Raw genomic sequence first — 16,692 nt, forward strand, 5'->3', positions numbered from 1 at the left:
TGACTCGGTTTGAAACAAAGAGTAGTAATTACCGGAATGGGCGTAATGACATCGCTCGGAAAAGATTTGGAAACGTTCTGGGGCAGTTTAATGGCAGGAAAGTCCGGAATTTCTCAGATTGAGGCGTTTGATGTTAGTGAATACACGACACAGATTGCAGCCGAGATCAAGAATTTCAACCCGGAAGAATATATGGATCGCAAGGATGCGCGCAAAATGGATCGTTTTGTACAGTTCGCTGTGGCAGCCGGCTTCAAAGCCGTTGAAGACAGTGGTCTGAAAATTAACGAGAATATTGATGCAGAGCGTTTCGGTGTATCCATCGGATCAGGAATTGGTGGATTGGGTACGTGGGAGGACCAACATAATGCATTGTTGCAAAAAGGTCCAAAACGGGTAAGTCCATTCTTTATTCCCATGATGATCTCCAACATGGCTTCAGGCCAAATGTCCATTTCTCTTGGTGCCAAAGGTCCTAACATTAACGTTGTTACGGCTTGTGCAACAGGTACACACTCCATCGGAGATTCCTTCAAGCTGATTGCGAATGGTGATGCAGATGCCATGATCTGTGGTGGTGCGGAAGCAACAATCAGACCTACGGGTCTTGCAGGGTTCTGTGCGATGCGCGCAATGTCTACACGTAATGATGATCCTGCGAAGTCCAGCCGTCCTTTTGATACAGAACGTGATGGTTTTGTTATGGGCGAAGGCGCTGGTGTTCTGATTCTGGAATCCCTGGAGCATGCTCAAAAACGTGGTGCACGCATTTATGGTGAAGTGATCGGTTACGGTCTGACAGGTGATGCACATCACATGACAGAACCAGATCCGGACGGAGCAGCACGTTGTATGAAGATGGCACTTCGTAATGCGGGTATTGAGCCTGAAGAAGTGGACTACATTAATGCACACGGAACTTCGACGCCTGTAGGCGACAGATCCGAAACGCTTGCAATCAAAAAGGCGTTTGGTGATCATGCGTACAAGCTCGCCGTGAGTTCCACTAAATCCATGACGGGCCACATGCTTGGCGCTGCTGGTGGTGTAGAAGCGGTTATCTGCGGATTGTCACTGACACATCAGACACTGGCTCCAACGATTAACCTGGAAAATCAGGACCCGGAATGTGATCTGGATTATGTACCAAATGTTCCACGTCAAACCAAAGTTAATATTGCCATGTCCAATTCATTTGGATTCGGCGGTCACAATGCCACCATTATTCTCAAAAAATTTGAAGCATAAGGGGCTAGTTCGTTTGAGTGAAGATCTGAAGCAGTTACAACATAAACTTCAAATCAAATTTGACAACAGGCAGCTTTTAAAACAAGCGTTTACCCATGCTTCTTATGTAAACGAACACCGGTTCAGTCAGCATCAGGACAACGAGCGTCTGGAGTTTCTGGGCGATGCCGTGCTGGAACTGACTGTATCGGAATACTTGTATCATTTGTATCCTAACCGTCCGGAAGGTGAATTAACTAAGCTGCGGGCATCCATTGTCTGTGAGCCTTCCCTCGTCAAATTTGCTGAAGCGTTGGGTTTTGGGCAGTATGTACTTCTTGGTAAAGGTGAGGAACTAACTGGAGGACGAACACGGCCGGCTCTGCTGGCAGATGTGTTTGAATCTTTCATTGGTGCATTGTATCTGGATCAGGGGCTTGCGCCTGTTCGGACATTTCTTGATCAGCATGTCTTCCCATTAATTGTATTGGGCAGCAAGCTGCAAATGAGTGATTACAAAACGGAACTGCAGGAACTTACTCAGCATCACAATATGGGAGCTTTGGAATACCGTATCGTTGAGGAACGGGGACCTGCCCATGAACGTGAGTTTGTCTCGGAGGTCCATATGGGTCAAGAAAGGCTTGGCAGAGGTACAGGACGTTCCAAAAAGGAAGCGGAACAACAGGCTGCATCTGCAGCACTTGATCGACTGAAGCTTCCGGAAGCCGGAGCTTAACCGATAGCGCATAGACAAACGAAGAGCAAAGAGCAGCCCGCGGGTCCGCCCCGGCGGAAGTAATCGGCCGGACTGCTTTTTGCTCTTTTTTTTGTAAAGAGGTTCAGGGGGAGTTTGCCTGATCGTTAACTCATAAGTTGAACCTTATTTTACACAAAACGAAGAGTGCAGAACCAATCTGAAGAAGCGAAGCTAAAAGCTTTCTGAAAAAAGCTACATCGGAAGCATATGCTCCGCATTTATCAACGGATTTTTCCCTTGGATAAGGGAATCAAGAAAATCTGGGGATAAGAGCGCTCGGAGGATGGTACTGCAATTGGAGTGATCATGTGTAATGACAATTGTTCAATTTATTTAGCGCTTGAATGCAATACTTGAAATTTGCAAGAGGAGGTGACGAGAAACCCTATGTTTTTAAAACGGATTGAATTGGGTGGATTCAAGTCATTCGCCGACAAAACGGAGATGGAATTCGTTCGAGGCATTACGGCTGTTGTAGGTCCGAACGGAAGTGGCAAGAGTAATATATCGGACGGAATTCGCTGGGTTCTGGGGGAACAAAGTGCCAAGTCGCTGCGTGGTGGCAAGATGGAAGATATCATCTTTGCAGGCAGTGACGCACGGAAAGCCGTTAATTTCGGTGAGGTGTCGCTAACACTCGATAACGAGGATCACGCACTTGCATTGGATTTTGGTGAGGTGACAGTGACTCGTCGTGTACATCGCAGCGGAGATAGTGAATATTTTATTAACAAGCAATCTTGTCGTTTAAAGGATATCACGGAGTTGTTTATGGATACCGGCATCGGTAAGGAAGCCTACTCGATTATTGGACAGGGGCGAATCGAAGAGATTCTGAGTACCCGTTCAGAGGATCGCAGAGGTATCTTTGAAGAAGCTTCAGGTATCGTTAAATATAAATCCCGCAAGCGGGATGCGACGCGCAAACTGGATGAGACAGAGCAAAATTTGCTGCGGATTCATGATCTGGTGACTGAACTGGAAGATCAGATTGGACCACTAAAGGAACAATCGGAGAAAGCGATCCACTATAAGGAACTTCGTTCACAGCTCAAATCACAGGAAATTTCCATGTATGTGTACCAGATCGAACAGATCCATGCGTCCTGGAGTAAGGCAAATGAGCGCCTGCAATCGCTAAAACAGGAAGAGGTTGGACTGGCAGCGATTGTCTCTACGCATGATGCCAAGCTGGAAAATGATCGGAATGCGCTGCGTATCCTGGAAACAGAGACAGAGCAACTGCAAGCCGCTTTATTGCAGTTCAGTGAAGCGACAGAGAAAAGTGAAGGGCTTGGAGAATTGCTCAAGGAGCGCTCCCACCATCTGCAAACGAATCAGGAGCAGCTCAAAGTAACGCTTGCCGCCAGTGAAGAGAGACATCGCGAACGGGAAACCGAGCTGCTTGCACTGCGTGAGAAGTTTGGCAAACTTGAGCATGAACTGAATGATGTGAGAAATCAGTTGTCCCAAGAAGAAGCCAAACTCATCGGTGTTACAGGTGGCATTAGTCAACAGCAAGAGGAAAGCCTCAAAGGCAATTTGCTGGAACTGATGAATCAGATGGCTCAGACACGAAATGAAATTCGTTATGTGGATCAGCAGAAAGAAACGCTGGAGCGCAGGATGAATCGCGCGGCTGAAGAATCAGGCAAATGGGAAGATCAGAAAGAGACACTGGAAAGTCGCAAAGCGGACATTGAGAAAAAAGTTGTTCGTTTGGGCAAAGAAATCAGTGATCTACGTGGTGGATACATTACGGAAAGTGAACGACTTCAGTCGCTGCAGAAGCTGCTCGAAGAAAGTCGGGGTACGGTCCGTAAATGGGAACAGAAGCGTGAAGCTCAAGTTTCCCGCCGCGATACGATGAAAGAGATGCAGGATGATTTTGACGGATTCATGCTGGGTGTCAAGGAAGTCCTCAAGGCTTCGCGTAAAGGTACGCTGAGCGGTGTTCATGGAGCTGTGGCTGAACTCGTTAAAGTTCCCGAGAAGATCGAACTTGCCGTAGAGACAGCAATGGGAGCATCCTTGCAGCATGTGGTCATGGAAAATGAATCAGTTTCCAGACAGGCAATCGCTTTCCTGAAGCAACGCCAGTTGGGGCGTGCAACGTTCCTGCCTCTGGATGTCATTCGTCCTCGTGCCATTGGCGCGGCTGAACGTTCCATGATCGAAGGTATGGAGGGTTTTGTGGGGATCGGCGCTGATCTCGTACAATTCGAATCCAAATATGCTTCAATCATTGGCAGCTTGCTCGGTAATGTTATTATTGCCGAAACGTTGGAGGTTGCCAATAAAATTGCGGCTCGTTGCCAGTATCGTTTCCGGGTCGTGACACTTGAAGGTGATGTGGTCAATGCCGGTGGTTCCATGACGGGTGGTAGCCAGCACAAGAAAAATGTGAGTCTGCTCAGTCGGAAAAGGCAGCTGGACCAGCTCGACCAGGATATTTTGGATACCGAAAATCAGATCGTGAAACTGCATCGCAGTGTGGATGATGTAAAAGTTCAACTGGAGCAGTGTCAGGACAAACTGGATGAACTTCGTCAGTCCGGTGACGATACCCGAAATGCAGAACAGCAGGCTTCGATGGAAATGAAGCAGGTAGAGCATGAGCTTCGCCATGTGCTTGAACAGGTTGCCGTAGCTGGGCAGGAGAAGAGTGGCTTCACCGAAGAGATCAAAGAGTTGGATACGGCTCGTATCGTCGCTGTGAAGAAGCTGGAGCAGCTTGAAGAGGAAGAAAAAGCGACCCATCGTGCCATTCATGCAGCTGAGTTTGCTCGGAAAGCCAATGAATCCGCGAAGGAAGAATTGCAGAGCCAACTCACCGAATTGAAAGTGCGCGAAGGCAAGCTTGATCAGGAGCGATTCTCCAATGGAGAACAATTGCGACGTCTGGAGCGGGAAGTGGAGTCGCTGGTGAAAGATCTTCGTCAGAATCGCACGTTGCTGGCTTCGATGGAAGCAGATCTCAAGAAAACACAGACCGAGAGTGTCAAGCAGATTGAAGATCTGAACCAGTACAAGCTGAAAAAAGCGGAAGCTTCCCAGGAGCTGGACTTCAAACGAGCTGCCCGAAGTGAGTTGTCGAAAAAGCTTGAGCTTGCCGAGAGCGAAACAAAGGAACAGCGTACGCAGTTAAAAGCTGTGGAAGAGCAGATGCGACAGACGGAAATTTCCGTGAACCGGTTGGATGTTGAGCTGGAAAATATACTGCGAAAGCTGACGGATGAATACGAACTGGGCTATGAACTGGCCAAAGAGCGTTATCCTGTGCCGGAAGATGTGGAGCATACACAGGCAGAGGTACAGAAGCTGAAGCGCAGTATATCCGCCCTGGGTGATGTTAACCTGGGAGCGATTGAGGAGTTCCAGCGCGTCAATGAGCGATACGAGTTCCTGAGTGAACAGAAGAATGACCTGGTGGAAGCCAAAACAACGTTGTATCAGGTTATTCGGGAAATGGAAGACGAGATGGCGAAGCGATTCAAAATCACGTTTGATGCCATCCGCCGTGAGTTCGGTACCGTGTTTAGCAAGCTGTTTGGCGGGGGACGTGCTGACCTTGTTCTGATGGACCCGGAGCGTTTGCTTGAAACGGGAATAGATATTGTGGCTCAGCCACCAGGTAAGAAACTGCAAAACCTGCAGTTGTTATCCGGTGGGGAGCGGGCATTGACGGCGATGGCTTTGTTATTTGCTATTCTGCATGTCAAACCTGTACCATTCTGCGTGCTGGATGAAGTAGAGGCAGCACTGGACGAAGCTAACGTGGTACGTTTTGCCCAGTACTTGCGTGAATTCTCCGAACAGACACAGTTTATCGTTGTTACCCATCGTAAAGGTACGATGGAAGAGGCAGATGTGCTGTACGGTGTTACAATGGAAGAGGGCGGAGTATCCAAGCTTGTTTCGGTTAAACTGGAAGATGAGGAAGCAGTAATTGCCTGATCTGATCCAAACCTGCGAGACAAACGAACTCATTGTAATCATTGAAAATCATTCAGATTGAGCATTTTTGCAAAAGCGCTTAGATTATGGACACGATGGAGGGGCTTTATGAGTTTTTTTAAAAAGCTGAGAGACAGCATTGCAAGCAAAACGGAGTCGGTCACCAAACAGTTCAAGGATGGATTGGAAAAGACACGTAAAGGGTTAGTGGAAAAAGTGTCGGATCTCGTAATCCGCCGCAAAAAAATCGATGAAGAGTTCTATGAAGAACTGGAAGAGATTTTGATCGGAGCAGACGTTGGTGTGAATACAGTCATGAATCTGATCGAAGACCTGCGCGTTGAGGTGAAAAAACGCAAAATTGAGGACGCGGCTGAGCTGCAGCCTGTATTGTCCGAGAAACTGACGGATCTTCTTCGCGGTGAACAGAATAACGAATTGAAAATGAACCCGGATGGCATTACCGTCATTTTGTTCGTTGGTGTTAACGGTGTTGGTAAAACAACAACGATTGGCAAGCTGGCACATCGATTTAAACAGCAAGGTAAAAAAGTCATCATGGCAGCTGGAGATACGTTCCGTGCCGGAGCCATTGAACAGCTGGAAGTATGGGGACAACGTGCCGGTGTCGATGTGATCAAACAGCAATCTGGTTCTGATCCAGCAGCGGTTATGTATGATGCGGTACAAGCAGCGAAACAACGGGGTGCGGATGTTCTGCTCTGTGATACAGCAGGTCGTCTGCAAAACAAATCGAACCTGATGGACGAGCTTAACAAGATCTATCGTGTCATTCAGCGTGAAATTCCGGATGCTCCGCATGAAGTACTGATGGTACTGGATGCAACAACAGGTCAAAATGCCTTAAATCAGGCTAAACTTTTCGGTGAGAAAAGCGGTGTAACTGGCCTCGTACTGACGAAACTGGATGGAACAGCCAAAGGGGGGATCGTTGTTGCGATCCGTCAGGAGCTGGACTTGCCAGTGAAACTCGTTGGACTTGGTGAGAAAATTGATGATCTGCAGCAGTTTGATTCAGAGCAATTTGTGCATGCTTTGTTCGCCGGATTGATCCAGGAACAGCCAGCGGAAAGTGCTGAAGAAGAGGAAGCTAATTCCTAGAGTCATTAATAATAGGATGAATTAGTAATGTTAACCGTATTGCCAGTGATATACGTGATAAGTGTCACGTGTAATGTCACTGGCAATACGTGTATAATGGAGGAATAAAGAAGGCAATGTTAAAGGGTTAGAAAGGACGGTTGAAAATGGCCAATACGTATACCTATTCTCGCCGTGAAGAAGTCGCCAATGCGGTGACACATGGAATCGGCGCTGCACTCAGTGTAGCTGCACTGGTGATATTGATTGTATTTTCAAGTATGAAAGGCACGGCTTGGCATGTGGTCAGTTTCACGATCTACGGGATCACGATGCTGCTGCTCTATACAAGCTCTACACTCGTGCATGCATGGAAAGATGGAAAAGTGAAAGATTTATTTGAGATTTTCGACCATTCTTCCATATATTTGTTTATTGCCGGATCGTACACTCCGCTTTTGTTTATTGCTGTTCGCGGTACACTTGGATGGACCCTGTTTGGTATAATCTGGGGAATCGCATTATTCGGCGTGATCTTTAAGGCATTTTTTACGAAAAAGTTTCTATTCATGTCCACGATTTTCTATATTGCGATGGGCTGGCTCATCGTTATTGCCTGGCAACCGCTTATGGCTGCCATTCCAACAGGCGGAATCGTGCTGCTGGTTGCTGGAGGCCTGATGTATACACTGGGTACGCTCTTTTATGTATGGCGTGGATTTCCGTACCACCATGCGATTTGGCATCTCTTTGTGTTAGCAGGCAGTATTCTTCATTTCTTTATGGTACTGCTGTACCTGACACCACTTCGTTAGAACACCATAAACGGATGCATCTCCACGGACTGAGACGCATTCGTTTTTTCTTCTACATAGAGGTGGATCGCAGAGATACAGATCGGATTTGCTTGTAGTGAAAAAGGGTATAAACCACCCGTTAAACATCGAAATAACATATCATCAGAGCTGTTTTTATTGTGACAAGTATTTTTGCTTGACAACCTGATTTGTTTTAGGTATTATTAGGAACGTTGCAAGAGTGTAAAGTGTTTTTCCTTGACGAAGGGAGTGCCCCGATGTGAGTCAAGAAAATCGGCTTGAGAAGACAAACCGGATTAACTTGCTGTTTGCTTTTTATGAATTGTTACTTACCGAGAAACAGCAGACTTTTCTAAAGTATTACTTTCATGACGATTTCTCACTTGGTGAAATTGCAGCCGAGTTTGAGATCAGCCGCCAGGCGGTATACGAGCATATCAAGCGTGCCGAACAAGTGCTGGAAAATTACGAAAGCAAGCTGGGCTTGCTGGAAAAGCATGAACGGCGTAATCGCAATCTTGAAGATTTGCAAAATGCATTGGAACGCGCAGGCGTCTCCATTGATAACAACAAACAAATACACGATATCGTTGCTCAGCTTAGTGAATGAAAATTGGCTGAACGGAACGTATCGGTCTTGAAAACAGTATTAAAGCTTAAGGAGGTGGGATCATGGCATTTGAAGGATTAACGACCCGATTACAGAATGTGTTCAGCAAGCTGCGTGGCAAAGGCAAGGTGTCTGATGAAGATGTAGCCGAGGCTATGCGCGAGGTACGTCTGGCATTGCTCGAAGCGGATGTAAACTTCAAAGTGGTCAAGGAATTCATCGCCAAGGTGAAAGAGAAGGCTGTTGGCAAAGAAGTGATGGAGAGCTTCACGCCAGGAATGGTCATCATCGACATCGTTAACAAGGAACTAACGGATTTGATGGGTGGAAGCCAAGCGAAACTGGCTAAAGCGAACAAACCGCCTACGGTGCTGATGATGGTTGGTTTGCAGGGTGCTGGTAAAACAACCACATCGGGTAAACTGGCTAAAATGCTGCAAAAGCAAAACAGTAGACCATTGCTTGTTGCAGGCGATATATATCGTCCGGCAGCGATCAAACAGTTGCAAGTACTTGGCGAGCAGATCAAAGCGCCGGTATTCACACTGGGAGATCAGACAAGCCCTGTTGAGATCGCACGTCAAGGTCTCCAACATGCCAAAGATAACGGTAATGACTATGTCATTATCGATACAGCTGGACGTCTGCATGTTGATGAAGAACTGATGGAAGAACTTCGCCAGATTCACAGCGTAGTGAATCCGGATGAAGTACTGCTTGTCGTAGACAGCATGACAGGTCAGGATGCGGTTAACGTAGCAGAACACTTTAACCAGCAGCTTAATCTGACCGGGGTTGTCCTGACAAAGCTGGATGGAGATACTCGTGGTGGTGCTGCGCTTTCCGTCAAAGCAGTTACGGGTTGTCCAATCAAGTTTGCTTCCCTTGGAGAGAAACTTGACGCTTTGGAGCCGTTCCACCCGGAACGTATGGCTTCACGGATCCTCGGTATGGGTGATATGTTATCTCTGATTGAGAAAGCACAATTAAACATTGATACCGATAAAGCCAAGGAAATGGAACGGAAGATGCGTAATGCAGAATTCACGTTTGAAGATTTCCTGGAGCAGATGGATCAAGTGAAAAAGCTGGGACCAATCGATCAGATCATGGATATGATTCCTGGCATGGGCAAGATGAAACAAGCCAAAGATCTGAAGGTTGATGATAAACAGATGGGCCGGATTGAAGCGATCGTTTACTCAATGACGACCGAGGAGAAACGCAACCCGGACATGATCAACCATAGCCGCCGTAAGCGTATTGCTACCGGAAGCGGAACATCTCTGGCTGAAGTAAATCGTCTGATCAAGCAATTTGATGAGATGCGCCGCATGATGAAACAGTTCTCGGATATGATGGGACCTAAAGGCGGCAAAAATAAAGCGATGAAGCAGCTTAAAGGCATGGGAAAAGGAATGAAGTTTCCTTTCCGTTGATTTAAACGAAGCTGGATCATATACAGATTTCATTGAAGGAGGTGAATTTTCAAATGGCAGTTCGTATTCGTCTGAAACGTATGGGTGCTCACAAAGCTCCTTTCTACCGCGTAGTGGTATCGGATTCCCGTTCCCCACGTGACGGTCGTTTTATCGAGGAGATCGGTTACTACAACCCGGTTGAACAACCGGCTGTTGTTAAGATCGATGAAGATAAAGCATTGGCATGGCTTCAAAACGGTGCACAAGCATCTGACACTGTCCGCAACTTGCTTAGCAAAGCGGGCGTGATGAAGAAGTTCCACGAGTCTAAATTATCTAAATAAAGTGCTGATTCGGAGGGTCATCTATGGAAGAATTAGTAAGCATAATTGCTAAGGCTTTAGTCGATCATCCGGAAGATGTGACGGTTCGGACGGTTGAGAAAGACCGGCTTGTCGTTTATGAGTTAACCGTTCATCCTGACGATGTCGGGAAGGTAATTGGTAAACAGGGACGAATCGCGAAATCACTTCGTACGGTCGTCACATCAGCAGCAGTTAAGATGGATAAACGGGTTACCGTTGATATCATATCTTAAAGATATACGAAAGGGGGTTAGGATGCATGTCCTAGCCCCTTTTCGTGCATGCTGAACTTAATATGTTGGATTAGATATTGAATTGAAATATTTTTGGGTATGAGTGACTTCGGAGCAGTGTAGGGGACGGGATCGATTCTGGAGAAGCGTTAGCGTTCGCCTTTATCACCTCATTTTCACCTTTTAAATTAAGTTCGAAAAATGAGGGGGTAACAGCGATTGAAAGAACGAACCGTCGCCGGAACGACCATACGAGAGTCGAAGTAGCAGTTTAGTCTGATTTAATTTCGTAGGAGGAAATATGGCAGAATTTATGAATGTAGGTAAAATCGTTAATACGCATGGAATTCGCGGTGAGGTAAGAATCATGCCTTTAACTGATTTCCCGGAAGTGCGTTTCGCGAAAAATGCAGAGTTGTTTTTCTTTACACCAGATAATCATCCCGTCATGGTTAACGTGGAGTCTTCACGTTTGCATAAAAATATGTATATTCTTCGTCTGAAAGAGTACGGGAATATTAATGAAGTAGAAAAGTTTAAAGGCGGCATGGCCAAAGTGTTAAAAGAAAACCTGGCTGAGCTGGACGAAGGTGAATACTACTTCCATCAAATCGTTGGGTGTTCGGTCATCACCGAAGAGGGTGAGACGCTTGGAACCATCTCTGAAATTTTGACTCCGGGTGCCAATGATGTATGGGTTGTCAAAACGCCAGCAGGCAAAGAAGTGCTGATTCCCGTTATTGATGATGTAGTGCTTGATGTGGACATCGAACAGCAGCAAGTGAAGATTCACCTGATGGAAGGGCTGCTGTAACATGAAAGTGGATGTATTAACGCTATTCCCGGAGATGTTTGAAGGTGTGTTCGGAGCAAGCATTCTGGGCAAAGCTCAAACGAAGGGGCTCGTATCCCTTGGTGCAACCAACTTCCGAAATTATGCGACCAATAAACATAACACAGTAGATGATGCTCCTTACGGTGGGGGCGGGGGCATGGTGCTAAAACCAGATCCGATCTTTGCTGCTGTAGAAGATGTGCTGGAGCAACGCGGAGAAGCCGCTGCAACCATGAAAGCTCCACGTATCATCCTAATGTGTCCGCAAGGTGAGACGTTTACACAGAAAAAAGCAGAAGAACTTGTACAGGAAGATCATCTGATTTTTATATGTGGACATTATGAAGGTTACGATGAGCGCATCCGCGAATTTCTCGTGACGGATGAACTATCCATTGGTGATTACGTACTCACGGGTGGGGAGTTACCTGCAATGGTTGCGATCGACAGCATCGTACGTCTTATACCCGGTGTGCTTGGCAATGAGACAAGTGCCGTGACGGATTCCTTCAGCACTGGACTTTTGGAATACCCACACTACACACGTCCACCCGAGTTTAGGGGGATGAAAGTGCCGGACATGCTGTTGTCAGGACACCATCTGAACATTGAGGCGTGGCGCAGAGAGCAATCTTTGCTTCGTACGCTGGAGCGCAGACCAGAAATGTTGGAAACGGCCGATTTGACGGATAAAGAGCGGGTTTGGCTGAAAAAGATCCGCTCAAATCGTGAAAATGGCACAGAGTAAGTATATGTATCGTTGAACACGTAAATATATCTTTTTAGAGAGTACGAAAAATCCAACCTTGATACCAAAGGTTGGATTTTTTTCGTGTGTTTTGTAAATAAAGTTGGATATTCATTGGGTTATTCTATAAAATGGAGTTATATTTCAAAACTTAGTTTCACTCAATGAAACAAAAGGAGGTGTATGAATGTACAATATTATTGGTCTTGATCATATTCAGCTCGCAGCACCAGAAGGTTGTGAAGCGGAGGCACGTCATTTTTTCAATAAAGTACTGGGCTGGACGGAAATTCTTAAACCTGAAATTCTGAGAAAACGGGGTGGTGTATGGTTCGAGTGTGGCAGACACCAAGTGCATATTGGAGTACAAAGAGATTTTATTCTCGCCACAAAAGCTCATCCGGCATTTCATGTACAACATTTGGATCAGTTGCGTGAACATCTCATTCATAACCAAATTCATATTGTCGATGACGAAGCAAGGGCAGATGAAGGTGTAAGACGTTTCTATATAAATGATCCTTTTGGCAATCGCCTTGAGTTTTTAGAGTGGGTTTAAAATCATTCGTTTAAATCGTTTAATTACATAGGCACTTTTTTGCAGCTTTGAACTTTTTTGCATGATTCTAAATAGGGTTGTAAAAGAAAGGGATTTTCTTTATGGTGAACTCAGCTGGAATTGAATAATAAAGATAGCTGAGGAGGAAGGTTATGAATCATCAGCCTTATGAAATCGCCAGAGTAGATATTAGCCAAGCCGGAGAACGCTGCAAAATGCTTTTGGGAGATCTTAATGGGGACGGTAGACTTGAAATGTTGCTGGTACAGGCAGATGGGGGCATAGACGATCGGTATGTTCCGCATCAGGTATGCTGTTTGACTGCATTTGATCTGGAAGGAACATTACTATGGCAGGTCGGAACTCCCGATCCCGATGCAGGTGGTCCGGGTTCAGACTATCCCGCTCAGGTCGCAGATTGGGATGGAGATGGCAATAATGAAGTATTGTGTGTCATGGACAAACAATTTCTCGTATTGGATGGCCGGACCGGAGAGATCAAAGAAACACGTGATCTGCCAGGTGATGAAGCACATGACTGCATTATTCTCGCCAACCTGACGGGTAACCAGCAGAGAATGGACATTTTACTGAAAGACCGCTATAAGACGTTATGGGCACTTGACCATGATTTTAATTTGTTATGGAAGCACGAAGGGAACCCAGGACATTTTCCATGGGTATATGATATCGATGGAGATGGGAAAGATGAAGTGATGGCCGGATATGACATGTTGGATCATGATGGGACGTTATTATGGTCTTGTCATAATCTTGATGATCATGCTGACTGTATATGGTTTGGAGACGTTGACGGTGATGGGGAAGTTGAGGTTGTTATCGGTGGCAGTGTTACGGTCATGATGGACCGCTACGGTAATGAGAAGTGGCGTTATGAAGATTCGATTGAATCACAGCATATTGCGTTAGGTCATTTTTGTACTGGAATGGAAGGTTTACAGACTGCAGGTCTGGACCGGATTGTCCGTGGGGATGAGCATGGTAAGGATGGAATGTTCATGCTGGATAGCGCAGGGAGAGAAATTTGGAAAGAAAATCGCACGACTCGTGGTTGGTTAACCATTATAGAGCCTGTATGTAACTGGGATGAAGGTGAACCCGATTATATTTTGGCGTATCGCCGAGGTGGAGATGTGTTGCCTTCTTTGGTAGATGGAGATATGAAAACGGTTACTGAATTCCCGAAAGAGGGATATGTAGTACATGCAGATCTGGTCCAGACCGGACAGGAACAGATCATCATCTATGACGCAGAGGAAGCAGTGATTTATTCCAGCTCTCCAATGACATTATCACTTACCGATGCAAAAAGAGCCAAGCCACAGCTTAAAAGGCTGTATAGCTCGACTCTGTATCCAGGCGGTGAAGTTAAACTCTAGGTTTCACTGGTCATTCTCCGATGCAGGTAATTCGTTCTGCGGACTCGATTCGGGTTGAAGCAAGGACGCCAGATCAGTACCTGTCGTGACCGTCAAGCGAGGCAGCTTCATGGGATGATCTCCTGGATGCACAAATCCAGACTTTACGGTAAATGCCATGCGATATCCATGTTGTTGTAACTTGTAGATCATCTGTGTACTGGTATAACCAAAAGGATAGGCCAGATAAGGTGTGTCTATTCCGGTTTGCTTCATATGCTGGATATCATCATCCAGAAGACTGGTGTCCAGACCGACAGGTACGCTGTTGCCACAGCGCATAAATCCCTTGTGATGCAAGTTATAGGTATGGCTGTTAAATTCAAATACGTCAGTTGCGGCCTGCATCTCTGGTCTGGAGATGAAACTTTTTTTGGCAGGGTCAAATTCCGAAGGCTGATCTTGAATTTTGCTGCCAATGACAAACAATGAGGCGTGGAAATTATATTTTTGAAGCACAGGGTAAGCTAACGTATAATTGTTGTGGTATCCATCATCAAATGTAATCACAATAGATTTTTGTGGCAGGGAAATCTTCCCGCTAACATATTGTTCAAGCTGATCCAGTGTAATCGTGCGGTAGCCTTCATCATGCAGGTATTTCATATTTTGCTCGAAGTCCTCCAGATTAATGATGGATTTATTACCTGTCTCGTGATTGTTCAGTTTGGGTTCTATGTAATGATACATCAGTACAGGAACTTCTGTAGCGGTACCTCGTTCAACCCTGAAGGTAGAACGATCCAGCGCAGGTTGGTTAGAGAAGTCAGTGTGTGACAGCTCGAATGCTTTGCGTTTGACTATGTCCCAGGATGTGCAGGCTTTGTGTGACAGTGCATTCGTTGGATGAGTTACGGCATATGCATATAGTGTAATGGAGCATGTGAGCATGGCAAGTAGGGCAAGTGTGATCTTTTTCCAATATTTCATGAGTCTTGGGATTCTCCTTTTAAAGTGGTCAATAAGTTATATCATAGACGATATTACTACACGGGAAGTTACAGTATTTTTTCTTGCATCAGGTTGACTTGCAGATGAGAACGTTGATTCATGATCCATATGAGAGAATGTATTTTAGAATGAAGTCAACATGAGATGGATGAGTATCAGCGTTGCTGATTGAACAATAGGCATTCTGTTTAATTTCTCTTGTGTTTTGATATGCTGCGTGATACAATAAGTCTGTTATGTGGAATACGGCGGTCCTCTATGGATAATGAAGGAGACAAGGTGATCTCTGGAAGAAGTATGAACGCCTGTACGGAAGGAGGGAGTCATAGATGAATATCGTTCAAGCGATTACACAAGAACAACTTCGTAAGGATATTCCGAGTTTTCGTCCTGGTGACACTTTGAAAGTGCACGTTAAGGTAATCGAGGGAACTCGTGAGCGTATCCAATTGTTCGAAGGTGTTGTGATTAAACGCCGTGGTGGTGGAATCAGTGAGACTTTTACAGTTCGTAAAATTTCTTACGGTGTAGGTGTGGAAAGAGCTTTCCCGCTTCATTCCCCAAAAATCGATAGAATCGAAGTGGCTCGCCGTGGTAAAGTTCGTCGTGCGAAGCTTTATTATCTTCGTGAACTACGCGGTAAAGCAGCGAGAATTAAAGAAATTCGTTAATATAACGGATACCGGGAAGGGCTTGGAGACAAGCCCTTTTCGTTTTTGTCCGGGAAAAGTTGAACCGGAGGTACACTTCCGAGTAAAATGGTATGGCAACGCATGCGGTGAATAGTCCGGGAGGCTTGTAAAATCAGTTATTGAAGTGCGTGTTCAAAAAGACCGGTTTTCAGTACCGACTTTTTGAACAACCTCTTGAAGGCATTTGAATTGTGGATTAAATGTACTGTAATGCTTGGTGAAAGATTACATAACTGATGTGAATGTTTTGTATCCATCCATGGAGTTATTGGAACGATACAGAATGCTGGATGTGTGTACTGCTATAAACATGTACTGTGAAGAGAGGAAGATCTTGAATGGAACAAGAAGTTCAACATGACCGGGGCAATCCTGCCGAAGAGAAAAACAGTCGATCCAAAAAAGCCAAAAATGAAATTGTTGAATGGCTTAAAGCCATTGTTATCGCATTAGTTCTCGTCATTCTGATTCGGTGGTTGCTCTTCAAACCGTTTGTTGTGGACGGTCCGTCCATGCAGCCGAACTTTGAAACGGGTGAACGTGTGATCGTCAACGAAATCTTATATGATATCAGAGAACCGAAGCGCGGTGAAGTTATCGTCTTCCACGTACCATCCGAAGGTCGAGATTTCATTAAACGTGTTATTGCTGTAGAAGGTGATACCGTTGAGGTTCAGGACGATACCGTGATGGTTAACGGTAAAAAGATTGATGAAACGTATATTCAAGGAGCCATTGATGCAGCTGAAGCAAATGGTGGAACCTATAACGTGAAGGATTTCCCGAATGAGCAGTTCCCTGATGGCAAAGTGCCTGCAGGTCATGTATTTGTCATGGGAGATAACCGTCCAAATAGTACAGACAGCCGTATGATCGGTTATGTTTCGTTAAAAGATATTATTGGTCGTGCAGATGTGATTTTCTGGCCGATTGGTGAGATCAAGTGGATCAACCACTGAAATTGAAGTAAATAATG

Annotated in this window: 16 protein-coding genes; 15 read left to right on the forward strand and 1 reads right to left on the reverse strand. The window is 45.6% G+C overall.

The genetic code is table 11. From position 1 onward, the window contains the following. Nucleotides 1–9 precede the first annotated feature (9 nt). The 13 genes from fabF (at nucleotide 10) to MKY66_RS10980 (ending at nucleotide 14,034) form a co-directional block, all read left to right on the forward strand. Nucleotides 10–1,248 (forward strand): beta-ketoacyl-ACP synthase II, encoded by a 1,239-nt coding sequence (gene fabF / locus MKY66_RS10920; RefSeq protein ID WP_076208927.1) that lies wholly within the window; start codon nucleotides 10–12, stop codon nucleotides 1,246–1,248. A gap of 13 nt (nucleotides 1,249–1,261) precedes the next feature. Next, nucleotides 1,262–1,966, forward strand: coding sequence for a ribonuclease III (gene rnc / locus MKY66_RS10925; protein ID WP_036670338.1), 705 nt, complete (start codon nucleotides 1,262–1,264; stop codon nucleotides 1,964–1,966). A 408-nt stretch (nucleotides 1,967–2,374) separates the two neighbouring features. Next, entirely contained in the window at nucleotides 2,375–5,944 is a 3,570-nt protein-coding gene (gene smc, locus MKY66_RS10930) for a chromosome segregation protein SMC (RefSeq protein ID WP_076208926.1), read from the forward strand. A gap of 108 nt (nucleotides 5,945–6,052) precedes the next feature. Then, entirely contained in the window at nucleotides 6,053–7,066 is a 1,014-nt protein-coding gene (gene ftsY / locus MKY66_RS10935) for a signal recognition particle-docking protein FtsY (RefSeq protein ID WP_076208925.1), read from the forward strand. Nucleotides 7,067–7,212: 146 nt separating this feature from the next. Further along, nucleotides 7,213–7,860, forward strand: coding sequence for a hemolysin III family protein (locus MKY66_RS10940; protein ID WP_017689222.1), 648 nt, complete (start codon nucleotides 7,213–7,215; stop codon nucleotides 7,858–7,860). A 262-nt stretch (nucleotides 7,861–8,122) separates the two neighbouring features. After that, entirely contained in the window at nucleotides 8,123–8,473 is a 351-nt protein-coding gene (gene ylxM / locus MKY66_RS10945; protein WP_017689221.1) for a YlxM family DNA-binding protein, read from the forward strand. Between the two features lie 62 nt (nucleotides 8,474–8,535). Further along, complete coding sequence (gene ffh, locus MKY66_RS10950; RefSeq protein WP_062833767.1) at nucleotides 8,536–9,912, forward strand: signal recognition particle protein; 1,377 nt, start codon at nucleotides 8,536–8,538, stop codon at nucleotides 9,910–9,912. 53 nt (nucleotides 9,913–9,965) lie between these two features. Beyond that, nucleotides 9,966–10,238, forward strand: coding sequence for a 30S ribosomal protein S16 (rpsP, locus tag MKY66_RS10955; protein ID WP_017689219.1), 273 nt, complete (start codon nucleotides 9,966–9,968; stop codon nucleotides 10,236–10,238). Nucleotides 10,239–10,261: 23 nt separating this feature from the next. Next, nucleotides 10,262–10,492, forward strand: coding sequence for a KH domain-containing protein (locus MKY66_RS10960; RefSeq protein WP_017689218.1), 231 nt, complete (start codon nucleotides 10,262–10,264; stop codon nucleotides 10,490–10,492). Nucleotides 10,493–10,793: 301 nt separating this feature from the next. Further along, nucleotides 10,794–11,306, forward strand: a complete 513-nt coding sequence (rimM, locus tag MKY66_RS10965) for a ribosome maturation factor RimM (protein WP_076208924.1) — start codon at nucleotides 10,794–10,796, stop codon at nucleotides 11,304–11,306. 1 nt (nucleotide 11,307) lies between these two features. Continuing rightward, nucleotides 11,308–12,075 carry a tRNA (guanosine(37)-N1)-methyltransferase TrmD gene (gene trmD, locus MKY66_RS10970; RefSeq protein WP_076208923.1) on the forward strand — a complete coding sequence of 256 codons (768 nt, stop codon included), beginning with the start codon at nucleotides 11,308–11,310 and terminating at the stop codon, nucleotides 12,073–12,075. Between the two features lie 187 nt (nucleotides 12,076–12,262). Further along, nucleotides 12,263–12,634 carry a VOC family protein gene (locus MKY66_RS10975; protein ID WP_076208922.1) on the forward strand — a complete coding sequence of 124 codons (372 nt, stop codon included), beginning with the start codon at nucleotides 12,263–12,265 and terminating at the stop codon, nucleotides 12,632–12,634. A gap of 152 nt (nucleotides 12,635–12,786) precedes the next feature. Next, on the forward strand, nucleotides 12,787–14,034 hold the full coding sequence (locus tag MKY66_RS10980; RefSeq protein ID WP_076208921.1) for a hypothetical protein: 1,248 nt from the start codon (nucleotides 12,787–12,789) through the stop codon (nucleotides 14,032–14,034). Nucleotides 14,035–14,037: 3 nt separating this feature from the next. Here MKY66_RS10980 and MKY66_RS10985 read toward each other — a convergent pair whose 3' ends face one another. Next, a complete protein-coding gene (locus MKY66_RS10985) occupies nucleotides 14,038–15,003 on the reverse strand; it encodes a polysaccharide deacetylase family protein (RefSeq protein ID WP_076208920.1) in 966 nt (321 codons plus the stop codon). Between the two features lie 350 nt (nucleotides 15,004–15,353). Between MKY66_RS10985 and rplS the strand changes: the two genes are divergently transcribed. After that, nucleotides 15,354–15,695 (forward strand): 50S ribosomal protein L19, encoded by a 342-nt coding sequence (gene rplS / locus MKY66_RS10990; RefSeq protein ID WP_024630190.1) that lies wholly within the window; start codon nucleotides 15,354–15,356, stop codon nucleotides 15,693–15,695. 359 nt (nucleotides 15,696–16,054) lie between these two features. Further along, nucleotides 16,055–16,675 (forward strand): signal peptidase I, encoded by a 621-nt coding sequence (gene lepB / locus MKY66_RS10995; RefSeq protein ID WP_076208919.1) that lies wholly within the window; start codon nucleotides 16,055–16,057, stop codon nucleotides 16,673–16,675. Nucleotides 16,676–16,692: the final 17 nt, after the last annotated feature.

This window comes from Paenibacillus sp. FSL R5-0766, assembly GCF_037971845.1.
Taxonomy (GTDB): Bacteria; Bacillota; Bacilli; order Paenibacillales; family Paenibacillaceae; genus Paenibacillus.

What these genes read in the sequence shown, in the direction of transcription:
- smc (WP_076208926.1), top strand. Translation starts at nt 2,375, where the DNA reads ATGTTTTTAAAACGGATTGAATTGGGTGGATTCAAGTCATTCGCCGAC.
- ftsY (WP_076208925.1), top strand. Translation starts at nt 6,053, where the DNA reads ATGAGTTTTTTTAAAAAGCTGAGAGACAGCATTGCAAGCAAAACGGAG.
- MKY66_RS10940 (WP_017689222.1), top strand. Translation starts at nt 7,213, where the DNA reads ATGGCCAATACGTATACCTATTCTCGCCGTGAAGAAGTCGCCAATGCG.
- ffh (WP_062833767.1), top strand. Translation starts at nt 8,536, where the DNA reads ATGGCATTTGAAGGATTAACGACCCGATTACAGAATGTGTTCAGCAAG.
- rpsP (WP_017689219.1), top strand. Translation starts at nt 9,966, where the DNA reads ATGGCAGTTCGTATTCGTCTGAAACGTATGGGTGCTCACAAAGCTCCT.
- MKY66_RS10960 (WP_017689218.1), top strand. Translation starts at nt 10,262, where the DNA reads ATGGAAGAATTAGTAAGCATAATTGCTAAGGCTTTAGTCGATCATCCG.
- rimM (WP_076208924.1), top strand. Translation starts at nt 10,794, where the DNA reads ATGGCAGAATTTATGAATGTAGGTAAAATCGTTAATACGCATGGAATT.
- trmD (WP_076208923.1), top strand. Translation starts at nt 11,308, where the DNA reads ATGAAAGTGGATGTATTAACGCTATTCCCGGAGATGTTTGAAGGTGTG.
- MKY66_RS10975 (WP_076208922.1), top strand. Translation starts at nt 12,263, where the DNA reads ATGTACAATATTATTGGTCTTGATCATATTCAGCTCGCAGCACCAGAA.
- MKY66_RS10980 (WP_076208921.1), top strand. Translation starts at nt 12,787, where the DNA reads ATGAATCATCAGCCTTATGAAATCGCCAGAGTAGATATTAGCCAAGCC.
- MKY66_RS10985 (WP_076208920.1), bottom strand. Translation starts at nt 15,003, where the DNA reads ATGAAATATTGGAAAAAGATCACACTTGCCCTACTTGCCATGCTCACA.
- rplS (WP_024630190.1), top strand. Translation starts at nt 15,354, where the DNA reads ATGAATATCGTTCAAGCGATTACACAAGAACAACTTCGTAAGGATATT.
- lepB (WP_076208919.1), top strand. Translation starts at nt 16,055, where the DNA reads ATGGAACAAGAAGTTCAACATGACCGGGGCAATCCTGCCGAAGAGAAA.